The 21488-nt window shown below is 46.9% G+C and carries 17 protein-coding genes, 6 tRNA genes and 3 rRNA genes; 20 read left to right on the top strand and 6 right to left on the bottom strand.

Translation table 11 applies throughout. The features are described 5' to 3' along the window. The first annotated feature begins 2 nt into the window (after positions 1-2). From atpA to priA, 6 genes are all read left to right on the top strand, one after another. Positions 3-1544 (top strand): F0F1 ATP synthase subunit alpha, encoded by a 1542-nt coding sequence (gene atpA, locus ICE89_RS08150; RefSeq protein ID WP_072582050.1) that lies wholly within the window; start codon positions 3-5, stop codon positions 1542-1544. 17 nt (positions 1545-1561) lie between these two features. After that, positions 1562-2431, top strand: coding sequence for a F0F1 ATP synthase subunit gamma (gene atpG, locus ICE89_RS08145; RefSeq protein WP_216226770.1), 870 nt, complete (start codon positions 1562-1564; stop codon positions 2429-2431). Between the two features lie 55 nt (positions 2432-2486). Then, a complete protein-coding gene (atpD, locus tag ICE89_RS08140) occupies positions 2487-3887 on the top strand; it encodes a F0F1 ATP synthase subunit beta (protein WP_216263273.1) in 1401 nt (466 codons plus the stop codon). Positions 3888-3899: 12 nt separating this feature from the next. Continuing rightward, the gene (locus tag ICE89_RS08135; protein WP_215321259.1) at positions 3900-4316 is read left to right on the top strand and encodes a F0F1 ATP synthase subunit epsilon; all 417 of its coding nucleotides are present in this window, start codon (positions 3900-3902) and stop codon (positions 4314-4316) included. 9 nt (positions 4317-4325) lie between these two features. After that, positions 4326-5441, top strand: coding sequence for a uroporphyrinogen decarboxylase (gene hemE / locus ICE89_RS08130; protein WP_216265573.1), 1116 nt, complete (start codon positions 4326-4328; stop codon positions 5439-5441). 268 nt (positions 5442-5709) lie between these two features. Continuing rightward, positions 5710-7836 carry a primosomal protein N' gene (gene priA, locus ICE89_RS08125; RefSeq protein ID WP_216265484.1) on the top strand — a complete coding sequence of 709 codons (2127 nt, stop codon included), beginning with the start codon at positions 5710-5712 and terminating at the stop codon, positions 7834-7836. A 13-nt stretch (positions 7837-7849) separates the two neighbouring features. On the opposite strand, the gene gcvH is transcribed toward priA, so the two are convergent. Continuing rightward, positions 7850-8242 carry a glycine cleavage system protein GcvH gene (gene gcvH, locus ICE89_RS08120; RefSeq protein WP_255537477.1) on the bottom strand — a complete coding sequence of 131 codons (393 nt, stop codon included), beginning with the start codon at positions 8240-8242 and terminating at the stop codon, positions 7850-7852. A 79-nt stretch (positions 8243-8321) separates the two neighbouring features. Between gcvH and ICE89_RS08115 the strand changes: the two genes are divergently transcribed. Beyond that, on the top strand, positions 8322-8966 hold the full coding sequence (locus tag ICE89_RS08115; protein ID WP_216861965.1) for an MBL fold metallo-hydrolase: 645 nt from the start codon (positions 8322-8324) through the stop codon (positions 8964-8966). Between the two features lie 36 nt (positions 8967-9002). Here ICE89_RS08115 and ICE89_RS08110 read toward each other — a convergent pair whose 3' ends face one another. The 3 genes from ICE89_RS08110 to ICE89_RS08100 all read right to left on the bottom strand — a co-directional run bounded on the left by ICE89_RS08110 (position 9003) and on the right by ICE89_RS08100 (position 10529). Further along, positions 9003-9188, bottom strand: a complete 186-nt coding sequence (locus tag ICE89_RS08110; RefSeq protein ID WP_041396810.1) for a hypothetical protein — start codon at positions 9186-9188, stop codon at positions 9003-9005. Between the two features lie 40 nt (positions 9189-9228). Further along, entirely contained in the window at positions 9229-10371 is a 1143-nt protein-coding gene (locus ICE89_RS08105) for a fatty acid desaturase (protein WP_370625346.1), read from the bottom strand. An 82-nt stretch (positions 10372-10453) separates the two neighbouring features. Then, positions 10454-10529: transfer RNA gene (locus ICE89_RS08100), tRNA-Arg, on the bottom strand. A 104-nt stretch (positions 10530-10633) separates the two neighbouring features. Between ICE89_RS08100 and ICE89_RS08095 the strand changes: the two genes are divergently transcribed. After that, positions 10634-10861, top strand: coding sequence for a hypothetical protein (locus ICE89_RS08095; protein ID WP_255537478.1), 228 nt, complete (start codon positions 10634-10636; stop codon positions 10859-10861). A gap of 52 nt (positions 10862-10913) precedes the next feature. Here ICE89_RS08095 and rsmI read toward each other — a convergent pair whose 3' ends face one another. Continuing rightward, entirely contained in the window at positions 10914-11807 is an 894-nt protein-coding gene (rsmI, locus tag ICE89_RS08090) for a 16S rRNA (cytidine(1402)-2'-O)-methyltransferase (RefSeq protein ID WP_216265483.1), read from the bottom strand. Positions 11808-11911: 104 nt separating this feature from the next. Here rsmI and ICE89_RS08085 point away from each other — a divergent pair, with 104 nt between their 5' ends. Genes ICE89_RS08085 through ICE89_RS08075 form a run of 3 tightly spaced genes read left to right on the top strand, consistent with a single transcriptional unit; the run spans position 11912 to position 13571 of the window. After that, the gene (locus tag ICE89_RS08085) at positions 11912-12514 is read left to right on the top strand and encodes a phosphoheptose isomerase (RefSeq protein WP_216265482.1); all 603 of its coding nucleotides are present in this window, start codon (positions 11912-11914) and stop codon (positions 12512-12514) included. Positions 12515-12548: 34 nt separating this feature from the next. Then, positions 12549-13199, top strand: coding sequence for a BON domain-containing protein (locus ICE89_RS08080; RefSeq protein WP_216265481.1), 651 nt, complete (start codon positions 12549-12551; stop codon positions 13197-13199). An 18-nt stretch (positions 13200-13217) separates the two neighbouring features. After that, on the top strand, positions 13218-13571 hold the full coding sequence (locus ICE89_RS08075) for a c-type cytochrome (RefSeq protein WP_216265480.1): 354 nt from the start codon (positions 13218-13220) through the stop codon (positions 13569-13571). 9 nt (positions 13572-13580) lie between these two features. On the opposite strand, the gene ICE89_RS08070 is transcribed toward ICE89_RS08075, so the two are convergent. Next, a complete protein-coding gene (locus ICE89_RS08070; RefSeq protein WP_216265479.1) occupies positions 13581-14237 on the bottom strand; it encodes a GNAT family N-acetyltransferase in 657 nt (218 codons plus the stop codon). A gap of 483 nt (positions 14238-14720) precedes the next feature. Here ICE89_RS08070 and ICE89_RS08065 point away from each other — a divergent pair. The 9 genes from ICE89_RS08065 to tuf all read left to right on the top strand — a co-directional run bounded on the left by ICE89_RS08065 (position 14721) and on the right by tuf (position 21475). Beyond that, positions 14721-16253, top strand: a 16S ribosomal RNA gene (locus ICE89_RS08065). A gap of 58 nt (positions 16254-16311) precedes the next feature. Next, a tRNA-Ile gene (locus ICE89_RS08060) sits at positions 16312-16388 on the top strand. Positions 16389-16418: 30 nt separating this feature from the next. Next, positions 16419-16494 (top strand) — tRNA-Ala (locus ICE89_RS08055). A gap of 267 nt (positions 16495-16761) precedes the next feature. Beyond that, positions 16762-19635 (top strand): 23S ribosomal RNA (locus ICE89_RS08050). A gap of 106 nt (positions 19636-19741) precedes the next feature. Continuing rightward, a 5S ribosomal RNA gene (rrf, locus tag ICE89_RS08045) occupies positions 19742-19855 on the top strand. Together the 16S, 23S and 5S rRNA genes with 5 tRNA genes alongside form the textbook arrangement of a ribosomal RNA operon. Positions 19856-19960: 105 nt before the next feature. Continuing rightward, a tRNA-Tyr gene (locus tag ICE89_RS08040) sits at positions 19961-20045 on the top strand. A gap of 5 nt (positions 20046-20050) precedes the next feature. Next, a tRNA-Gly gene (locus ICE89_RS08035) sits at positions 20051-20124 on the top strand. 21 nt (positions 20125-20145) lie between these two features. Next, positions 20146-20220, top strand: a tRNA-Thr gene (locus tag ICE89_RS08030). Between the two features lie 64 nt (positions 20221-20284). Then, positions 20285-21475, top strand: coding sequence for an elongation factor Tu (gene tuf, locus ICE89_RS08025; RefSeq protein WP_071464430.1), 1191 nt, complete (start codon positions 20285-20287; stop codon positions 21473-21475). Positions 21476-21488: the final 13 nt, after the last annotated feature.

Below are 21488 nucleotides of genomic sequence, written 5' to 3'. Positions count from 1 at the left end.
TAATGCAACTCAACCCTTCCGAGATCAGCGAGCTGATCAAAAGCCGAATTAGCGAATTGGGCGTTGACTCCCAAGTTCGCAACGAAGGCACTGTAATTTCAGTGACCGACGGTATTTGCCGCGTACATGGCTTGTCAGGCGTTATGCAGGGCGAAATGTTGGAATTTCCTAACAACACTATCGGCCTCGCATTAAACCTTGAGCGTGATTCTGTTGGCGCCGTAGTGTTGGGTGAGTACACCCACATTAAAGAAGGCGATCCAGTGAAATGTACTGGCCGCATTTTGGAAGTTCCAGTTGGCCCAGAGTTGCTCGGCCGCGTAGTAAACGCACTTGGTCAGCCTATTGATGGCAAAGGCCCAATCAATACGAAGTTAACTGACTTTATCGAAAAAGTTGCTCCAGGCGTTATCGCACGTCAATCCGTTAGCCAGCCAGTTCAAACTGGTTTGAAGGCGATTGACGCGATGGTTCCCATTGGCCGTGGTCAGCGTGAGTTGATCATTGGCGACCGACAAACTGGTAAGACTGCAGTTGCGGTTGATGCGATCATTAACCAAAAAGGTAAAGGCGTTTATTGCGTTTACGTGGCGATCGGTCAAAAAGCTTCCACTATTGCTAACGTTGTTCGCAAGCTCACAGAATTGGGCGCGATGGAGTACACCGTTGTTGTTGCAGCGAGTGCTTCTGAGTCTGCAGCGATGCAGTATCTCTCTGCTTACGCAGGATGCACCATGGGCGAATACTTCCGCGATCGTGGCGAAGATGCTTTGATTGTTTACGATGACTTAACTAAGCAAGCAGTTGCTTACCGTCAAATTTCCTTGTTGCTGCGCCGCCCACCAGGCCGTGAAGCTTATCCTGGCGACGTGTTCTACCTCCACTCACGCTTACTCGAGCGCGCTGCTCGTGTAAATGCTGAGTATGTTGAGAAGTTCACCAATGGCGCCGTTAAAGGTAAGACTGGTTCATTGACTGCATTGCCAATCATTGAAACTCAAGCTGGTGACGTTTCTGCATTCGTTCCAACCAACGTGATTTCGATTACTGACGGCCAGATCTTCTTGGAAACGGACTTGTTCAACGCTGGCGTGCGTCCTGCGATTAACGCCGGTATTTCTGTTTCCCGCGTTGGTGGTGCTGCACAAACTAAAGTGATTAAGAAATTGTCTGGCGGTATTCGTACCGACTTAGCGCAATATCGTGAATTGGCTGCGTTTGCTCAGTTCGCATCTGACCTTGACGAAGCAACCCGCAAGCAGCTCGAGCGTGGTCGTCGCGTTACTGAATTGTGTAAGCAAGCTCAATACAAGCCACTCCAAGTTTGGGAAATGGCCGCTTCACTTTATGCTGTTAATAACGGCTACTTCGATGATCTCGAAGTGAAGAATGTATTGCCATTCGAAAAAGGTTTGCAAGATCATTTGAAATCTAAATTCGCTGACTTAGTTGCGCGTATTGAAGAAACCAAAGATTTGAGCAAAGATGACGAAGCTGCATTGCGCGCTGCCATTGAGGATTACAAGCGTTCTGCCTCTTTCTAAGAGGGCTCGCATAAATCATGGCAAGCACAAAAGAGATACGATCTAAGATCAAGAGCGTGCAAAACACGCGCAAGATCACGAAGGCAATGGAAATGGTCGCCGCATCCAAGATGCGTCGCGCCCAGGAGCGTATGCGTAATGCGCGCCCCTATGCTGAAAAAATTCGTGAGATTGTCGCCAACCTTTCTAAAGCAAATCCAGAGTTTCGCCCTGCTTACATGGCGACTCGTGAAGTGAAGAAAGTTGGCACGATTTTGGTTACAACAGACAAAGGCTTATGCGGCGGTTTAAATACCAACGTCTTGCGTTTGATTGCTAACCAAGTGCGCGATTTGCAAGACAAGAATGTTGAGATTGCCTACACCGCGATTGGTTCAAAAGGCCTGCAATTTTTGAATCGCTCAAAAGCAAAATTGATTTCTCAAACAATCCAAATTGGTGACACACCACATATGGATGTTTTGATTGGTGCAATTGTTGCCCAATTAGAGGCGTTTGAGCGTGGCGAGATTGATGCTGTTTATTTGGCATATACCCGCTTTGTAAATGCAATGAAACAAGAGCCTGTATTGGAAAAACTTTTGCCTTTAGAGTCAGAAGCTTTGACTCCACAAGAGAAAACAGGCAATTCTTGGGATTACATCTACGAACCTGACGCAGAGTCTATTTTGAATGGTCTGCTTAAGCGTTACGTTGAAGCAATGATTTATCAGGCGGTTGCTGAAAACATGGCTTCAGAACAATCTGCACGCATGGTCTCAATGAAGGCCGCTTCAGATAATGCGAAGAATGTAATCGGCGAATTGCAATTGGAATACAACAAGACACGACAGGCTGCTATTACTAAAGAGTTGTCAGAAATTGTTGGCGGAGCGGCTGCGGTTTAAGTGGTCGGCGTTTAGGAATACGAAAGAATTCAGGAATTAAAAGCGGAGAAATGCGATGAGTAATGGAAATATCGTGCAATGTATCGGTCCAGTGGTGGACATTCAGTTCCCACGCGACAAAATGCCAAACATTTATGATGCGTTGACATTAGTTGATAGCGGTGAAAAATCATTTGCTGAAAAAGGTTTGACCTTTGAAGTTCAGCAACAAATTGGTGACGGCGTAGTTCGCGCTATTGCCATGGGTGCAAGCGATGGTTTGCGTCGTGGTATGGAAGTGAAATCTACTGGCGGCCCAATTTCTGTGCCTGTTGGCCCAGCAACACTCGGCCGCATTATGGACGTTTTAGGTCGCCCAATTGATGACGCAGGTCCGATTGCAACTGAAGAGCGTCGCGCTATTCACCAGCCAGCACCTAAGTTTGATGAGCTTTCACCTTCTGTGGACTTGTTAGAAACCGGTATTAAGGTTATTGACTTAGTTTGCCCGTTTGCTAAAGGCGGTAAGGTAGGCTTGTTCGGTGGTGCGGGTGTTGGTAAGACCGTGAACATGATGGAATTGATTAACAACATCGCTAAGCAACACTCAGGTTTATCGGTGTTTGCCGGTGTTGGTGAGCGTACTCGTGAAGGTAATGACTTCTACCACGAGATGAAAGAATCTAACGTTATCGACAAAGTGGCGATGGTGTTTGGCCAGATGAACGAGCCTCCTGGCAACCGTTTGCGCGTTGCGTTAACTGGTTTGACAATGGCTGAAGCTTTCCGTGACGAAGGCCGTGACATTTTGTTCTTCGTTGACAATATTTATCGTTACACATTGGCCGGTACCGAAGTTTCTGCGTTGCTCGGCCGTATGCCTTCTGCTGTGGGTTACCAACCTACATTGGCTGAAGAGATGGGTAAATTGCAAGAGCGTATTACTTCTACCAAGACTGGTTCTGTTACCTCTATTCAGGCCGTTTACGTTCCTGCGGATGACTTGACCGATCCATCACCAGCTACAACCTTCTTGCACCTAGACTCCACAGTTGTGTTGTCACGTGATATCGCTGCATTAGGTATTTACCCAGCGGTTGATCCATTGGATTCAACCAGCCGTCAGCTAGACCCACAAGTGGTTGGCCAAGAGCACTATGAAGTTGCTCGTGATGTTCAGATGACATTGCAGCGTTACAAAGAATTGCGCGACATTATTGCAATTCTGGGTATGGACGAGTTGTCACCAGAAGATAAGTTGTCAGTATCACGTGCTCGTAAGATTCAACGTTTCTTGTCCCAACCTTTCCACGTTGCTGAAGTGTTTACTGGCTCACCAGGCAAATATGTTCCATTGAAAGAAACTATTCGTGGTTTCAAAATGATCTGCAGCGGCGAATTGGATCACTTGCCTGAGCAAGCGTTCTACATGGTGGGTTCAATTGATGAAGCCATCGAGAAAGCCAAGAAGCTTTAATCTAGGGAAATTATGTCAACCATACGCGTCGATGTAGTGAGTGCTGAGCAGTCTATTTTCAGCGGGGAAGCCAAGTTTGTTGCGCTTCCTGGCGAAAGTGGCGAGCTCGGCATTTTGCGCGGCCATACTCCTTTGATTACACGCATTCGTCCAGGCTCAGTTCGCATTGAAAAAGCTGATGGTGATGAAGAGTTTGTTTTCGTAGCAGGTGGCTATTTAGAAGTTCAGCCAGATCGCGTTACTGTTTTAGCAGATACCGCCATTCGCGGACACGATCTTGATGAAGCTAAAGCGATTGAAGCAAAGAAACGTGCTGAAGAAGCGATGCAAAACCGTGGCACTGACTTTGATTTGGCTTTGGCCCAATCTGAGTTTGCAATGGCGGCTGCACAGCTGGCTGCAATTGCTCGTTTCCGTCGTAAAAAGTAATGGCCGGTCATCTCCTTGATGTTAAATGATCGGTTTTTAAAGGCCTGCCTGGGCGAAGCGGTTGATCAAACACCGCTTTGGCTCATGCGTCAAGCCGGCCGATACCTCCCCGAGTACAACGATACTCGCGCCAAAGCTGGAAGTTTTTTAGGGCTCGCAAAAAATCCTGCATATGCTACTGAAGTAACCCTTCAGCCTTTAGATCGCTATCCGTTGGATGCGGCGATTTTATTCTCCGATATTTTGACTATTCCTGATGCGATGGGATTGGGCTTGAAATTTACTGCTGGTGAAGGCCCAAGCTTTGAGCATCCTCTTCGTACTGAAGAGGCGGTTAAGAAATTGCGCGTTGCTGACATGGATCAGCTCAAATATGTATTTGATGCGGTTTCAGAAATTCGGAAAGCATTGATACAGGATGGTAAACAGCGTGTGCCATTGATTGGTTTCTCTGGAAGCCCTTGGACATTAGCTTGCTACATGATTGATGGTTCAAGTGCCGATGATTTTCGTCATGCCAAAACGATGATGTTTAATCGTCCTGACTTGATGCAGCATATCCTTGATATTAATGCTCAGTCAGTGGCAGCCTATTTGATAGAGCAAGTTAAAGCAGGCGCTCAGGCTTTGATGATTTTTGATACCTGGGGCGGAATGCTGCCAGATGGCTGGTATCAAAAAATGTCTCTGGCCTCAATGCAAAAAGTGATTTCTTTATTGCCGCGCGAACATGAAGGCAGAAAAATTCCAGTAATCATGTTTACTAAAGGCGGCGGGATTTGGTTGAACGATATGGCGCAAGTTGGTGCTGATGTTATTGCCATTGATTGGACAATGTCACTGAGTCGCGCACGCAAACAATTGCTGGCATTGAACAAGCCATTAGCATTGCAAGGTAATTTAGACCCGCTTATTCTGTTCTCGGAGCCAAAACAAATTGCGCAGCAAGCAAACCTCCTGCTTGAGGATTTAGCGAGTGCTCCAGCCCTTAAATCGGGGTTACATCCTCTAGACGGACATGTCTTTAATCTAGGGCATGGGATTTCTCAATTTACCCCTCCTGAAAGTGTTACGGCTCTTGCCGAAGCGGTCATTGAGCGCTCAAAGGCTCTCAGGACAAAGTGATAATACTGAGTGATTGCTAACTTGACGCTAGGATTTTTAGCGAAAGTTATGCACAGATAACGGGAAAATTCGAAATTCAGTGAGATTGCGAATAATGATGAAAATTCACTTTCGAATATCTTTACAAGTCATTGATTTATATAAATAATTACTAAAAAGCTTTAAAAGAGTGCAGAATCTGAAAGCTGATAAATTAGCTTATAAATCAGAATCCTCGGATGATATCCACAGACTTATCCACAAGCAAACTAGAGATTTGAAGTAAATCATGCCCCCTCCAATCGTTGTCCAAGTTGTTGTTGATAAGCCCCTTGCCCAGGGCTTTGATTACTTGTGGGATGAAGAGGCAATAGGGTGCGCCCCACAAGTAGGGGCAATAGTTGAGGTTCCCTTTGGGCGCAGTTCACTGGTAGGATTTGTAATTAAAGTAAGCGCTTACTCAGACTATGATCTTGATAAATTAAAAGGGGTAAGCAAAATTGCGCCCCTTCCCCCTTTGGATCCCGCAGTATTGAGGCTAATGAACTTTGCCAGCCAGTATTACATTCATGCGCTAGGTGAGACCATTATTCCCACCATTCCACAGATGTGGAAAAAGCCAGATGATTGGGAAAAGATCCCCAAGAAATTAGCAGCGGATGAAGAAAAACAAAAGAAAAAAAACAAGCTAGAAGCTGTTGAGGGTTATGTTGATGAGGCCCATCTAAACGATGGCCAAAAACTCGCCCTAGAGAAATTGCGCACCATTCCTTCAAGTGAATTCAAAGCAATACTGTTGCAAGGACAAACTGGTAGCGGAAAGACGGCTGTATTTTTAAATTGGTTAAGCGGCATTTTGGAAGATGCAAGCGCACAGGTATTGCTCTTGGTGCCGGAAATTAATTTAACGCCACAATTGGAGCGCAGAGTGCGCGCTTATTTTCCAGATAAAAAAATGGTGGTGCTTCACAGTGGCGTGAGTGAAAAAGTCAGAGGCATCGCTTGGTATGATGCGATGACTGGTAAAGCCCAAATTATTTTGGGAACAAGATTGGCTGCATTAACTCCCCTGCCTAATCTGCGCGCCATTGTTGTTGATGAAGAGCATGATCCATCTTATAAACAGCAAGATGGTATCCGTTACTCTGCAAGGGATCTTGCGATATGGCGTGCCCACGACCTTAAGATACCAATCTTATTGGCCTCTGCTACACCATCGCTTGAGACTTGGATGGCTGCCAGGGCTAGCCGTTATGAATATATTCGTTTGGATCAGCGCGCTCAAGGCGCAAGCTTGCCAAGAGTGCATCTGATTAACACGCGCGATCCACAAACGCAATTTAGTCCGGGCGATATGGAGAAGCCAAAATCCAAAAGCTTGATTACTAAAACTCTTGCTAATGCGGTCAGTCAGAATCTTGAAAATAAGCAGCAAAGCCTAATACTCATCAATCGGCGAGGCTATGCCCCCGTTCTTAGCTGCGGCGCTTGCTCATGGCTCTCAAGATGCGAGCAATGTAGCTCCTATATGGTGCTGCATAAAGCAGGAGCATTAGGCAGGAAGTCAGTTTTAAGTTGCCATCACTGCGGCTTGGTCAAATCAATTCCAAGTCATTGTCCGGACTGCGGTAATGCCGACTTGAAGACCTTGGGACAAGGAACTCAAAAGATTGAAGATGCTATTGAGGAGATGTGGCCGGCTGCAAGAGTTCTGCGAGTCGATACAGACTCCAGCAGAAAGAGTAAGGGTGCTGAAGAGCTCTTTCAGGAAATTCACGAAGGCAATGTCGATATCGTTGTTGGGACCCAGATGATTGCCAAGGGGCATGATTACCAAAATATTGGCTTAGTTGCTGTACTGGATGCAGATAGTAGATTGTTCTCTCAAGACTTTAGGGCGGCAGAGCGATTATTTGCCCAGTTAGTTCAGGTTGCAGGACGGGCTGGGCGATCCAATAAGGATGGTGAAGTAGGTGGTGCTATTTATATTGAAACGCAGTTTCCGGAGTCTGCTGTTTTTCAGTTTTTACTGCGCCATGACGTAGATGGGTTTTTAAGCTTTACGGCCAATGAAAGAAAAGAAGCGGGCTTGCCGCCATTTGCCTACCAGGCCCTTATTCATGCTGAGGCTAAAAGTTTAGATAAAGCAATTCAGTTTTTGAGCGGTTTAAAAGGATATTTAAAGTCTCGGGGCCACATAAATAAAGGCCTCAGAGTCTATGATCCAGTACCAAAGGCAATGATGCGCGTAGCGGGCTCGGAGCGCGCCCAACTACTGGTGGAGTCTGATGACCGTAAAAACCTGCAAGAAATCTTAGAGGCGATGGATCTTTATTTGCGAGAGAACTCTCAGGGACGCATTAGTAAAGAAGGGCGCATTCGTTGGTTAATTGAGCGCGACCCCATTTCAATCTGATTGATTTCAGATATCAGGCGCCAGGGCCCGCGTTATATATTTCTGGGGTCAGGAGTTGATTGAGTTCTTTGTTAAGAATTTCATCGGAGGCGGGTTTGATTTTGAATAACCAAACACCGTATGGATTTTCATTAACGATTTCAGGCGATGTATCTACCTCTTCATTGAGCGCAACAATCTCCCCGCTTATGGGTGCATGAATATCACTAGCCGCCTTCACTGACTCAATCACAGCAATAGCCTCACCCTGCCTTACTTGTTGTCCAAGTTTTGGGGCTTGAAAGAACATCACATCACCAAGCGCTTCTTGCGCATGATTGCTAATGCCAACCCACACTAAACCGTCATTTTCCTGATCGGCCCATTCGTGAGTTTCTGCAAATTTAAATGTATCTTGGCTATTCATTGTTTTATCCTTTAGGGGCATTTTATGCCGACTCCCCTAAACTAGCTTTCCCCAGTGATTCACTTAACTACTTGTACGCATGCCAATTAAATTAGGAATTGTTCCTGTTACTCCGTATGAGCAAAATTGCTCGATTTTGGTTTGCCAGGAGACTGGCGACACTGCTGTGATTGATCCTGGCGGGGATATTGAAAAGATCCTTGAGGGCGTTAAGCAGATGAGTGGCAGGGTTAAAAAGATATTGCTGACGCATGGACATTTAGATCACTGCGCTGCTGCCAAAGACTTGGCTGATCAGCTTGGTGTGCCTATTGAGGGGCCACAAGAAGAGGAACGTTTTTGGATTGATCAACTGCCCGAACAAACAGTACGCTTTGGTTTTGGGCATGCCAAAGTTTTCGAGCCTGATCGTTGGTTAAATAATGGCGATCATGTTCAGGTGGGCAATGTTGATCTAGAAGTATTTCATTGTCCTGGCCATACGCCTGGCCACGTTGTATTTTTTGACAAAGAAGATCGTCTTGCAATTGTGGGCGATGTTTTATTCGCGGGCTCAATCGGAAGAACTGATTTTCCACGCGGCAATCATGCGGATTTAATTAATGCGATTAAAACGAAATTGTGGCCCTTAGGCGATGATGTGCAGTTTGTTCCCGGTCATGGACCAATGTCGACATTTGGCCAAGAACGCAAAACCAATCCCTATGTGGGAGATGGTGCGTAGCTAGCGAATTTAGCTATTTGAACTACAAGTGAGTAATTAGGTTTTTGCTGAACCGGTACGATGTGTACGGTTGTAGAGGCAGCTTGCGCAAATCCAACGTTGTTTGCGATTGCTTGTCGGAATCCATGTGCCACCCTCAAGTCGTTTTTCACGGCTGCAAGAAGAGCAAAATTTCAGGCTCTGGGAGGTTTCTTGGGTAGCTGCTGGAGTCGATGTAGTCATGGGCAATCCGGGTAAGGCAAATCTTATACAGAGATCTATTTTACCCGTTTTGTCCCGCTGGGGCTGGGGTTAGCACAACCCGGACCGAATCGGCCGTTTTGTTGCCGTCAAAATCTAACCAGGCCTTGTTTTCAAAGTCATAGAGCTTGCACTTGCGCGCAGTATCGAAATACCAGCCCCAAGAGAACTTTTGCACAAAAATACGGTCTGGAAGGATCGTTTCTAAGGTCTGTTGGGCCTCTTGCAGGCGATAAAGCGGTACGCTCATATCTACATGGTGCGCAGTGTGCTCCATGATGTGGTGCATCAATTTGCCCCAAATCCAGTTAAAAGTCAGGTGAACGGTTGTGGATACAAACGGCTGGGCGCGTAACCACTCCGATTTCTTGTCATACCAAGAGACTTTTGGATGGGTATGGTGCACGTAAACCACAAATCCAATCATGCCGTTCCAGAACAAGAATGGCACTGCAAAGCCAGTGATCAAGCCAATCCAAATAGATTGCCCAGTAGCAATGGCTCCAGCAATTAAGCAGCCAATCCAAACGATTGCAAATGCGGTAACAAGCAAATTGTCTTTTAAGAAAATAGGACGATCACCAGGCTTGTTTTTTGCATTTGGGAAGTACTCTCGTCTCCACCAAATTTCAATGAGGTAATAAAAAACAGGACCCCAGCCGCTACGGTAAAGGCGCTCTAGAGCCTTACGCAATGGGGGAAGCGCGTCGTATTCTGATTTTGATAGGGGTGCCCATACAAAGTCAAAACCCTTTAGATTGGTTTGGCCGTGATGCACAACGTTATGACCAACATCCCACAAGCTATATGGTGTGAGAGATGGCAAGAACGCAATACGACCTAACACTTTGTTCAGTTCGCGATTGGGCGTGTAACTTTGATGGCAAGCATCGTGACCCAATATGAAGATGCGACCTGTTACAAAACCGGCAATCAAACCAAAAACAATTTTGAGCAACACGCTCTCTACGAAGATTGTTCCTGCAATACAGCCTAGCCAAAGGAAGGCATCGATTGCTAGGAGCATGATTGCGCGCCCAGTTTCTCCTTGTGCCATCGGGATTAGCCAGCTTCGAATGATTTTTCGATGCGGTAATGGCGCCTCTGGGTGCAAAGGATTAGTTAAGGAAGGCTCTGAAAGGGCGGTATTTAGATGTGTAGACACGATAAGAATCAATAAGTTAGGTGCAAATGATAGCGGTTTTCGCAATTTCACGCATGATGTAGGTCAAAAACCCCTTGATTTCTGGCGCGCCCGGCAGGAATCGAACCTGCGACCCTTGGCTTCGGAGGCCAATACTCTATCCACTGAGCTACGGGCGCTAGTGGAAAAACTGGTTACCCCTCTATTGTAAGTGTCTATAACCCTTCTCTCTAGTTATAATCTCGACAAAACAACCCTAAAACCCGTCAAACGATAAATTCTTATGAGCAATGAGCACGGAAGTCTAATTAAGTCCCCAAAACAACTCATCATCATGGTGTTCGCAAGTTTTTTCGTGCCACTCATCATCATTTTGTTGTTAATGGTGTTTGTGAACAATGGCAAGCGCGCAGATTCATCTGCGTCAGCTGAACAAATTATTAAGCCAGTAGCGCAACTCAATTTTAAAGATGCTAGCGAGCCTGCGGCTCCTGCTACTAGCGCCAAATAAGTCTTTAGCGCATATTTAAAAGCTGGCCTTGTGCCAGCTTTTTTATTTCCATTTATTCACTCTTTGCATCTAAGGCAACTTGGTAGGCTTCTTTTTTTGTGAGGCCTAATGTTTGCGAAAGAACGGCAGCAATTTCTTTGCTCCCCATATAAGGGCTCAGTGCATTAGCCCACAACAAGAGAGTTGAATGCTCCGGAGTCTCATCGCTATTGGCTGACCGCCCTGCAACCACGATGACAAATTCACCCTTAAGGCTCTCTGCTGCCTCCAGCCAGTGAGTAATGTCTTGCGCTTGAAGTGGCACAAGTTGCTCAAATTTTTTGGTTAACTCACGGCAGACTAAAAGCTGACGATCAGCCTCTAAATTTTTTGCAAGCAATGCAAGCGTTTCTTTAATGTGGTGCGGAGACTCGAAAAAGATACTTGCCTTTTTGCTGGTGGAGATATCCTGCAGCAGAGCATCACGCTCTTTAGTTTTATTGGGCCAAAAACCTAAAAACTGAAAGCGCCCTTCCGAGTAATGCATCACTGAGCCGGCCGCCGAGATGGCGCTTGATACAGCGCTTGCGCCCGGAATGGGAATTACTCTGAGTCCTGCTTTTTGAACCTCATTTACCAGTCTTGCACCTGGGTCTGAGACTCCTGGGGTGCCAGCATCTGAAATATAAGCCCAGCGCTCATTGTTCAACAGGTGTTGTATGACTGTTTGAGCGCCGCCAATTTCATTGTGTTCGTGCAACGCTAAACATTTTTTATGAATGCCAAATTGTTGGAGTAATGCCGCACTATGTCTAGTGTCTTCACAAGCAATCCCATCGACTGAATTGAGAACATGCAGGGCGCGTAATGTAATGTCACCCAAATTGCCGATAGGTGTCGCAACCATATACAGAGCCCCTACAGGCAAATCCTGCTGCTTTAAGAAATCGAAAGAGCCAAGTTCCATGGGGGCTGCCTGCAAAAAGTTAAACAATTAGTAAGAGGATACGTTGCTTTTGGGATAAGCTGATTGCTACTGAAATTAGGACATCTTTGGCGCATAATATTGTTATGGAAAAAGATATCAACGAACGTTTGCGTCTACGTGCCTCCCAGCATTTTCTGGACAGCATTGCCGTAAAACAAGAGGCTGAAAAACTGCTCCCCGAATCTGTTGCTAGGGGTGTACTGGCGATGGTCGATTGTTTGCGTGCCGGCGGTAAGATCATGGCCTGTGGCAATGGCGGTTCTGCCGCTGATGCGCAGCACTTTGCAGCAGAGCTCGTTGGTCGTTTTGAAAGAGAGCGCCAAGAGTTGGCTGCAATTGCTTTGACGACCGACACTTCAATTCTTACGGCTATTGGAAATGACTATAGCTACGATGAGATTTTTAGCAAGCAAGTTCGCGGTCTTGGGAAAAAAGGTGACGTTCTGTTAGGCATATCAACCTCAGGGAATTCGAAGAACGTGATTAAAGCCATGGAGGCTGCCAAAAAGCTTGGTATGAAAATCATCGCATTCACTGGTAATGGTGGCGGCAAGATTGCACAACTATTAGATAAAGATGATGTTCACTTGTGTGCGCCATCTACGCGAACCGCTCGTATTCAAGAAACACATTTGGTTTTGCTGCATGCTTTATGTGATGGCGTAGATCACGTACTTCTCGACTAAAAATTATTGTTACTTCAATACAGAAATTACCTAAATGAAAATCTCATTCCTCAGAAGACTGTTTCTCGCTACTCTCATTGCTTCACAACTTTCTGCATGCGCAGTGGTTGCTGTTGGTGGGGTAGCGGCGGGCGCTGCCGTAATGGCGGATCGACGCACACCAGCCGTGCAAGCAATTGACAAAGGGATTGAGTTAGAGGCAGAGAATGCGCTAGCAAAGAGATTTGGTGATAACGCACACATTAACGTGACTTCGTTTAATCAAAAAGTATTGCTCACTGGCGAAGTGAAGGATGCTGATATTAAGGGTGAGGCAGGCGCTTATGTCAAGGCGATGAAGAATGCGCGCTCTGTGTTTAATGAATTGGTTATTGGGCCAAACAGTAGTTACACATCACGCGCAAATGACTCTTATCTCGAGTCTAAGATCAAAACACAAATGGTCTTTACTGACCAGTTACCTTCAAACTCTATGGTTATTGTGGCGGAAGGAAGTAGCGTCTATCTTATGGGGATCTTGACGCAAAGTGAAGCTGACCTCGCTAAGAAAATTGCGAGCAATACGAATGGTGTAAAAGATGTTTACGTTTACTTCGACATCATTTCTCAAGAAGAAAAAGTTCGCTTAGAAAAGCAAGGCAAAGCAGATCAAACTCAACCTAGTAGCCCTCCAAAATTTCAATAATTTCTTTGTAGGTTGGTGATGTTTAAAAAGCGAGCGATTGTAAAAATAGTTTTTTTATTTACAGCGCTCGCTTATTTCTTGCCTACTGCGCAGGCGAATATTCAAGACGAGAATGCATTCGCACTTGCAAAACAAAATGCTTGCTTGGGCTGCCATGCAATCAATAAAAAAATTGTTGGCCCTAGTTTTCAAGCGGTGGCAGAAAAATATAAGAACGACCCCAATGCTCAAGCATTTTTAAAAAATAAAATTGCTAAAGGAGGGTCTGGTTCTTGGGGCGTTGTGCCTATGCCGGCCAACTCAAAATTGAGTGATGTGGATTTATCTACATTAACTAGCTGGATATTGCGTGGCGCACCCAACAAAAACTAAGGCTAGAAGTTAAGGCGCTAGACCGGGTCTTCCTAAGAGCCACCACCAGGCTTGATTAGAGCGTTTGAGGTTTTCTTTTAGGGCGTAGTCCATGCCAGCCCACTGCGCATTGGCGGCCTCTTCCACAATAGTTGCGGGATTTGCTGGGGGCAACTTAAGGCAAGCATCAGCATCGCCATAGGCGTATTCAACGGTCATCCCTGCCTTTTGAGCCAAATGCATCATGGCTTTGTTATTGGCAAGACAATGAACATAAAGGGTTTCAATGTTGGTGTTGCGTGAGTGAACGGCTGAGCGTTGTAACAAGGCTGTGCCGAGCCCTTGGGAGCGCCCTTCTGGTAGGACAGACACACCAAATTCAGCAGCTCGTGCCTCGCCCTTGCGCTCAGGCAAATAGGCTAGATGGGCCATGCCAACTAGCTCTAGGTCTAAATTGAAAACACCAAAAATGACGTCCCGATTGAAATCGAGGCTCTCAACATAGTGACGAATCACCTCATCGGGGGTCTGAGTACCAAACCGTAGTCGTCTATCTTCATCATTTAGTTGCAATAAATGATTCAGTATTTCTTCTCTATATCCGGCGTGAAGTTCGCGAACAGGTACAGCCTGCCTAGCCGAATAAGGGCTTGAAGGCAAGTGACTACTCGCATGTTTATTGTTCATAGCTTTATCTTAGCAGGAATGGGGGAAAGTTTCAGGGTTTTCCCTAGGTTTGTTGGAAATATGCCAAATAAGCATGAAAAAACAGCGTATTTTTTGGATAGACTAGGCCTAAACCCCTAAAAATTAGGAAAATTTCAAAAAAAGTTGAATTTTTTTTCGAAATCTAACCCATTGTTTTAATTAGCTATATTTTTGAGGTAAGAAAAAACTTAGCCTTTTTTAAGTAAGAGAGTACGAAAGGTGTTGACGACCCTGAAAAAGTGGGATATAGTCTCATCTCTCTGCTGGATGTTATTTGAAACAAGTAACAAGCCAGCCCTCTTTAAAAATTAGTCAACCGATAATTGTGGGTACTAAGTGAAAGCATCCAGTCCTTCGGGACAGATGTAAATAAATAGTACTCATAGACAGTAAAAAGATTTGGTTTTATTACCAAGTCAATTTCTTGAATGAGTGCGACGATCCGCAAGGATCACAGGAATTGAACTGAAGAGTTTGATCCTGGCTCAGATTGAACGCTGGCGGCATGCCTTACACATGCAAGTCGAACGGCAGCACGGGTGCTTGCACCTGGTGGCGAGTGGCGAACGGGTGAGTAATACATCGGAACGTACCTTATCGTGGGGGATAACGCAGCGAAAGCTGTGCTAATACCGCATACGCCCTGAGGGGGAAAGCGGGGGATCGAAAGACCTCGCGCGATTAGAGCGGCCGATGCCTGATTAGCTTGTTGGTGGGGTAAAAGCCCACCAAGGCGACGATCAGTAGCTGGTCTGAGAGGACGATCAGCCACACTGGGACTGAGACACGGCCCAGACTCCTACGGGAGGCAGCAGTGGGGAATTTTGGACAATGGGGGAAACCCTGATCCAGCAATGCCGCGTGAGTGAAGAAGGCCTTCGGGTTGTAAAGCTCTTTTGTCAGGGAAGAAACACCGGCTCTAACACAGTCCGGGAATGACGGTACCTGAAGAATAAGCACCGGCTAACTACGTGCCAGCAGCCGCGGTAATACGTAGGGTGCGAGCGTTAATCGGAATTACTGGGCGTAAAGCGTGCGCAGGCGGTTATACAAGACAGGCGTGAAATCCCCGGGCTTAACCTGGGAATGGCGCCTGTGACTGTATAGCTAGAGTGTGTCAGAGGGGGGTAGAATTCCACGTGTAGCAGTGAAATGCGTAGATATGTGGAGGAATACCAATGGCGAAGGCAGCCCCCTGGGATAACACTGACGCTCATGCACGAAAGCGTGGGGAGCAAACAGGATTAGATACCCTGGTAGTCCACGCCCTAAACGATGCTGACTAGTTGTTCGGGATTTACATCCTGAGTAACGTAGCTAACGCGTGAAGTCAGCCGCCTGGGGAGTACGGTCGCAAGATTAAAACTCAAAGGAATTGACGGGGACCCGCACAAGCGGTGGATGATGTGGATTAATTCGATGCAACGCGAAAAACCTTACCTACCCTTGACATGTCACTAACGAAGTAGAGATACATTAGGTGCTCGTAAGAGAAAGTGAACACAGGTGCTGCATGGCTGTCGTCAGCTCGTGTCGTGAGATGTTGGGTTAAGTCCCGCAACGAGCGCAACCCTTGTCTTTAGTTGCTACGCAAGAGCACTCTAAAGAGACTGCCGGTGACAAACCGGAGGAAGGTGGGGATGACGTCAAGTCCTCATGGCCCTTATGGGTAGGGCTTCACACGTCATACAATGGTGCATACAGAGGGTTGCCAACCCGCGAGGGGGAGCTAATCTCAGAAAATGCATCGTAGTCCGGATCGTAGTCTGCAACTCGACTACGTGAAGCTGGAATCGCTAGTAATCGCGGATCAGAATGTCGCGGTGAATACGTTCCCGGGTCTTGTACACACCGCCCGTCATACCATGGGAGTGGGTTTTGCCAGAAGCCGTTAGCCTAACCGCAAGGAGGGCGACTGCCACGGCAGGGTTCATGACTGGGGTAAAGTCGTAACAAGGTAGCCGTATCGGAAGGTGCGGCTGGATCACCTCCTTTCTAGAGAAAAGATGCTGAATCCTAGTGCCCACACTTATCGGTTGACAATAAAAGCCACGGGTCTGTAGCTCAGCTGGTTAGAGCACTGTGTTGATAACGCAGGGGTCGTAGGTTCAAGTCCTACCAGACCCACCACCAGCCAGAAACAAGACTTAGTGGGACGTTGGGGGATTAGCTCAGCTGGGAGAGCACCTGCTTTGCAAGCAGGGGGTCGTCGGTTCGATCCCGTCATCCTCCACCATCATCTAAATGTCAAAACTAAGCGATTTAACGATTGTTTAGTTTTGCCATTTATGGCTGTTCTTTAAAAATTTGAGTAAGCAAAGTGTCAAATGTTTCTTTGAGAGGACATTTGACAATGTAATAAGGGTAAAGATTGAATCATCAATCAGTAATACAAACGAGTTTTACCAAGTTCTTAACAAAGTACTTACAGTTTGGATTACGGCAAACATGTCAGAAGTAGAAGTAAACCTGTAACAGGCGCTAGCAATGGTGCTCGTTATAGGATCAAGTGAATAAGTGCACATGATGGATGCCTTGGCGATTACAGGCGACGAAAGACGTTATAACCTGCGATAAGCCCCGGGGAGCTGGTAAATAAGCTTTGATCCGGGGATTTCTGAATGGGGAAACCCACCACTTTTGTGGTATCCATACCTGAATACATAGGGTATGAGAAGCGAACCTTGTGAACTGAAACATCTAAGTAGCAAGAGGAAAAGACATCAACCGAGATTCCCAGAGTAGTGGCGAGCGAAATGGGAACAGCCTTCTAGTGATATCTCAGTAATTAACAGAATGGAATGGAAAGTCCAACAATAAAGGGTGATAGTCCCGTATGTGAAAATTATTGAGTGGTACTAGGCTAGAGACAAGTAGGGCGGGACACGTGAAATCCTGTCTGAATATGGGGGGACCATCCTCCAAGGCTAAATACTCGTAATCGACCGATAGTGAACAAGTACCGTGAGGGAAAGGCGAAAAGAACCCCGGGAGGGGAGTGAAATAGATCCTGAAATTGTGTGCATACAAACAGTAGGAGCCTCGTAAGGGGTGACTGCGTACCTTTTGTATAATGGGTCAGCGACTTACATTCAGTAGCAAGCTTAACCGAATAGGGAAGGCGTAGCGAAAGCGAGTCCGAATAGGGCGCTAGTTGCTGGGTGTAGACCCGAAACCAGTTGATCTATCCATGGCCAGGTTGAAGGTGCGGTAACACGTACTGGAGGACCGAACCCACTAACGTTGAAAAGTTAGGGGATGAGCTGTGGATAGGGGTGAAAGGCTAAACAAAACTGGAAATAGCTGGTTCTCTCCGAAAACTATTTAGGTAGTGCCTCGTGTATCACTGTAGGGGGTAGAGCACTGTCATGGTAGTGGGGTCCATTGCGGATTACTGCGCCATAGCAAACTCCGAATACCTACAAGTGCAAGCACGGGAGACAGACATCGGGTGCTAACGTCCGGTGTCAAGAGGGAAACAACCCAGACCGCCAGCTAAGGTCCCTAATATATGCTAAGTGGGAAACGAAGTGGGAAGGCTAAAACAGTCAGGAGGTTGGCTTAGAAGCAGCCATCCTTTAAAGAAAGCGTAATAGCTCACTGATCGAGTCGTCCTGCGCGGAAGATGTAACGGGGCTAAGCATATAACCGAAGCTGCGGATCACAGCAATGTGATGGTAGGAGAGCGTTCTGTAAGCCTGTGAAGGTGTCTTGTAAAGGATGCTGGAGGTATCAGAAGTGCGAATGCTGACATGAGTAGCGATAAAGGGGGTGAAAAGCCCCCTCGCCGTAAGCCCAAGGTTTCCTGTTCAACGTTCATCGGAACAGGGTGAGTCGGCCCCTAAGGCGAGGCAGAGATGCGTAGCTGATGGGAACAAGGTTAATATTCCTTGACCATTGTTAGATGCGATGGGGGGACGGATCGCGGAAAGTTGTCCGGGTGTTGGAAGTCCCGGTTCTTGCGTTGGAGATGGCTATTAGGTAAATCCGGTAGCGTAATTCAAGGGCGTGAGACGAGCGAATTTATTCGCGAAGCAATTGGAAGTGGTTCCAAGAAAAGCCTCTAAGCTTCAGTCTAACAAGACCGTACCGCAAACCGACACAGGTGGGCGAGATGAGTATTCTAAGGCGCTTGAGAGAACTCAGGAGAAGGAACTCGGCAAATTTGTACCGTAACTTCGGGATAAGGTACGCCCTGGTAGTTTGACCCTGTACAAGGGGAGGACGAAAGGGTTGCAATAAAAAGGTGGCTGCGACTGTTTAATAAAAACACAGCACTCTGCAAACACGAAAGTGGACGTATAGGGTGTGACGCCTGCCCGGTGCTGGAAGATTAAATGATGGGGTGCAAGCTCTTGATTGAAGTCCCAGTAAACGGCGGCCGTAACTATAACGGTCCTAAGGTAGCGAAATTCCTTGTCGGGTAAGTTCCGACCTGCACGAATGGCGTAACGATGGCCACACTGTCTCCTCCTGAGACTCAGCGAAGTTGAAATGTTTGTGATGATGCAATCTACCCGTGGCTAGACGGAAAGACCCCATGAACCTTTACTGTAGCTTTGCATTGGACTTTGAATCGGTCTGTGTAGGATAGGTGGGAGGCGATGATAACAGGATGCTAGTTCTGTTGGAGCCAACCTTGAAATACCACCCTGATTTATTTGAGGTTCTAACCTTGGCCCGTTATCCGGGTCGGGAACAGTGCATGGTAGGCAGTTTGACTGGGGCGGTCTCCTCCCAAAGTGTAACGGAGGAGTACGAAGGTACGCTTGGTACGGTCGGACATCGTACCTAAAGTGCAATGGCAAAAGCGTGCTTAACTGCGAGACCGACAAGTCGAGCAGGTGCGAAAGCAGGTCATAGTGATCCGGTGGTTCTGTATGGAAGGGCCATCGCTCAACGGATAAAAGGTACTCTGGGGATAACAGGCTGATACCGCCCAAGAGTTCATATCGACGGCGGTGTTTGGCACCTCGATGTCGGCTCATCTCATCCTGGGGCTGTAGCCGGTCCCAAGGGTATGGCTGTTCGCCATTTAAAGAGGTACGTGAGCTGGGTTTAAAACGTCGTGAGACAGTTTGGTCCCTATCTGCCATGGGCGTTGGAGATTTGACGGGGGCTGCTCCTAGTACGAGAGGACCGGAGTGGACATTCCGCTGGTGTACCTGTTGTTTCGCCAGAAGCATCGCAGGGTAGCTATGAATGGAAGAGATAACCGCTGAAAGCATCTAAGCGGGAAACTTGCCTGAAGATGAGATCTCCCGTAGGTTTAACCTACATAAAGGGTCGTTGAAGACCACAACGTTGATAGGTCGGGTGTGGAAGTGCAGTAATGCATTAAGCTAACCGATACTAATTGCCCGTTAGGCTTGATCCTATAACCAGCACTATTGTGTTGGATGTTTGCCAGATTTAATCTGCATCCTTATTACATGCTTACTCAAATAGAGTTGTTGATTTAATCAGCAACTCGACCCTCTACGCCCGGTGACCATAGCAAGTTGGAACCACTCCTTCCCATCCCGAACAGGACAGTGAAACGACTTTACGCCGATGATAGTGCGGATTACCCGTGTGAAAGTAGGTAACTGCCGGGCACCAATGCGACGCCCAGACCCTCTTAGGTCTGGGCGTTTTTACTTGTGCAAAGCGTTTAGAGATATTGACAGAAACTCCATTTGGAGTCAAAATGTTCGGTTCGCGGAGGGGTGTCCGAGCGGCTAAAGGAGGCAGACTGTAAATCTGTTGGCTATGCCTACGTAGGTTCGAATCCTACCCCCTCCACCAGATGTGCGGGATTAGTTTAATGGTAAAACAGCAGATTTCCAATCTTCGGTCAAGAGTTCGATTCTCTTATCCCGCTCCAGAATTTGTTGCATTAGATTTCGCCCATGTGGCTCAGTGGTAGAGCACTCCCTTGGTAAGGGAGAGGTCGGCAGTTCGATCCTGCCCATGGGCACCATGTTTGATTTTATTAATTGTGTATTTCGTGTTTGGTTTAAGAGTTAACTAAAGGCAGATTAAAAATGGCAAAAGAAAAATTCGAGCGGACAAAACCGCACGTAAACGTAGGCACTATCGGTCACGTTGACCACGGTAAAACGACATTGACAGCAGCAATTGCAACCGTGCTTTCTAAAGCATTCGGTGGCGAAGCTAAAGCATACGATCAGATCGATGCTGCTCCTGAAGAAAAAGCACGTGGTATTACGATTAATACTGCGCACGTTGAGTACGAGACTGCAAACCGTCACTACGCACACGTTGATTGCCCAGGACATGCTGACTACGTGAAGAACATGATTACGGGTGCTGCTCAGATGGACGGCGCAATTTTAGTTTGCTCTGCTGCTGACGGCCCAATGCCACAAACACGTGAGCACATCCTTTTGGCACGCCAAGTGGGCGTTCCTTACATCGTGGTGTTCCTCAACAAGTGCGACATGGTTGACGATGCTGAATTGTTAGAACTCGTTGAAATGGAAGTTCGTGAGCTTTTATCGAAGTACAACTTCCCTGGCGATGACACACCAATCATCCAAGGTTCTGCCAAGTTAGCCCTTGAAGGCGACGAAGGCCCATTGGGTAAAGAAGCCATCATGAAATTGGCTGAAGCATTAGATACTTACATCCCAACTCCAGAGCGTGCTGTTGACGGCGCGTTCTTGATGCCAGTAGAAGACGTGTTCTCTATCTCCGGTCGCGGTACTGTTGTAACCGGTCGTATCGAGCGCGGTATCGTTAAAGTAGGTGAAGAGATTGAAATCATCGGTATCAAGCCAACACTCAAGACAACTTGTACTGGTGTTGAAATGTTCCGCAAATTGCTCGACCAAGGTCAAGCAGGCGATAACGTTGGTATCTTGTTACGCGGTACAAAACGTGAAGAAGTTGAGCGCGGCCAAGTATTGGCTAAGCCAGGTTCAATCACCCCACATACTCACTTTACAGCCGAGGTTTACATCTTGGGTAAAGATGAAGGTGGTCGTCATACACCATTCTTTAACAACTATCGTCCACAGTTTTACTTCCGTACAACGGACGTAACGGGTTCAATCGAGTTGCCAAAAGACAAAGAAATGGTCATGCCTGGCGATAACGTCACGATTACCGTAAAACTCATCGCTCCAATCGCGATGGAAGAAGGTTTACGTTTTGCGATCCGTGAAGGTGGCCGTACTGTTGGCGCCGGCGTGGTTGCAAAGATTTTGGCTTAAGTAGTAAGTTTTA

This window comes from Polynucleobacter sp. AP-Kaivos-20-H2 (genome assembly GCF_018882215.1).
In the GTDB taxonomy this organism is placed as follows: Bacteria; Pseudomonadota; Gammaproteobacteria; order Burkholderiales; family Burkholderiaceae; genus Polynucleobacter.
This window is presented reverse-complemented; position numbering and strand designations above follow the sequence as displayed.

Bases quoted from the DNA above. Each gene is read 5' to 3' on its own strand.
- ICE89_RS08110 (WP_041396810.1), bottom strand. From the start codon at position 9,188: ATGACTACATCGACTCCAGCAGCTACCCAAGAAACCTCCCAGAGCCTG.
- priA (WP_216265484.1), top strand. From the start codon at position 5,710: ATGCCCCCTCCAATCGTTGTCCAAGTTGTTGTTGATAAGCCCCTTGCC.
- ICE89_RS08070 (WP_216265479.1), bottom strand. From the start codon at position 14,237: ATGAACAATAAACATGCGAGTAGTCACTTGCCTTCAAGCCCTTATTCG.
- gcvH (WP_255537477.1), bottom strand. From the start codon at position 8,242: ATGAATAGCCAAGATACATTTAAATTTGCAGAAACTCACGAATGGGCC.
- tuf (WP_071464430.1), top strand. From the start codon at position 20,285: ATGGCAAAAGAAAAATTCGAGCGGACAAAACCGCACGTAAACGTAGGC.
- ICE89_RS08135 (WP_215321259.1), top strand. From the start codon at position 3,900: ATGTCAACCATACGCGTCGATGTAGTGAGTGCTGAGCAGTCTATTTTC.
- ICE89_RS08095 (WP_255537478.1), top strand. From the start codon at position 10,634: ATGAGCAATGAGCACGGAAGTCTAATTAAGTCCCCAAAACAACTCATC.
- ICE89_RS08075 (WP_216265480.1), top strand. From the start codon at position 13,218: ATGTTTAAAAAGCGAGCGATTGTAAAAATAGTTTTTTTATTTACAGCG.
- atpA (WP_072582050.1), top strand. From the start codon at position 3: ATGCAACTCAACCCTTCCGAGATCAGCGAGCTGATCAAAAGCCGAATT.
- ICE89_RS08085 (WP_216265482.1), top strand. From the start codon at position 11,912: ATGGAAAAAGATATCAACGAACGTTTGCGTCTACGTGCCTCCCAGCAT.
- ICE89_RS08115 (WP_216861965.1), top strand. From the start codon at position 8,322: ATGCCAATTAAATTAGGAATTGTTCCTGTTACTCCGTATGAGCAAAAT.
- atpG (WP_216226770.1), top strand. From the start codon at position 1,562: ATGGCAAGCACAAAAGAGATACGATCTAAGATCAAGAGCGTGCAAAAC.
- rsmI (WP_216265483.1), bottom strand. From the start codon at position 11,807: ATGGAACTTGGCTCTTTCGATTTCTTAAAGCAGCAGGATTTGCCTGTA.
- atpD (WP_216263273.1), top strand. From the start codon at position 2,487: ATGAGTAATGGAAATATCGTGCAATGTATCGGTCCAGTGGTGGACATT.
- ICE89_RS08080 (WP_216265481.1), top strand. From the start codon at position 12,549: ATGAAAATCTCATTCCTCAGAAGACTGTTTCTCGCTACTCTCATTGCT.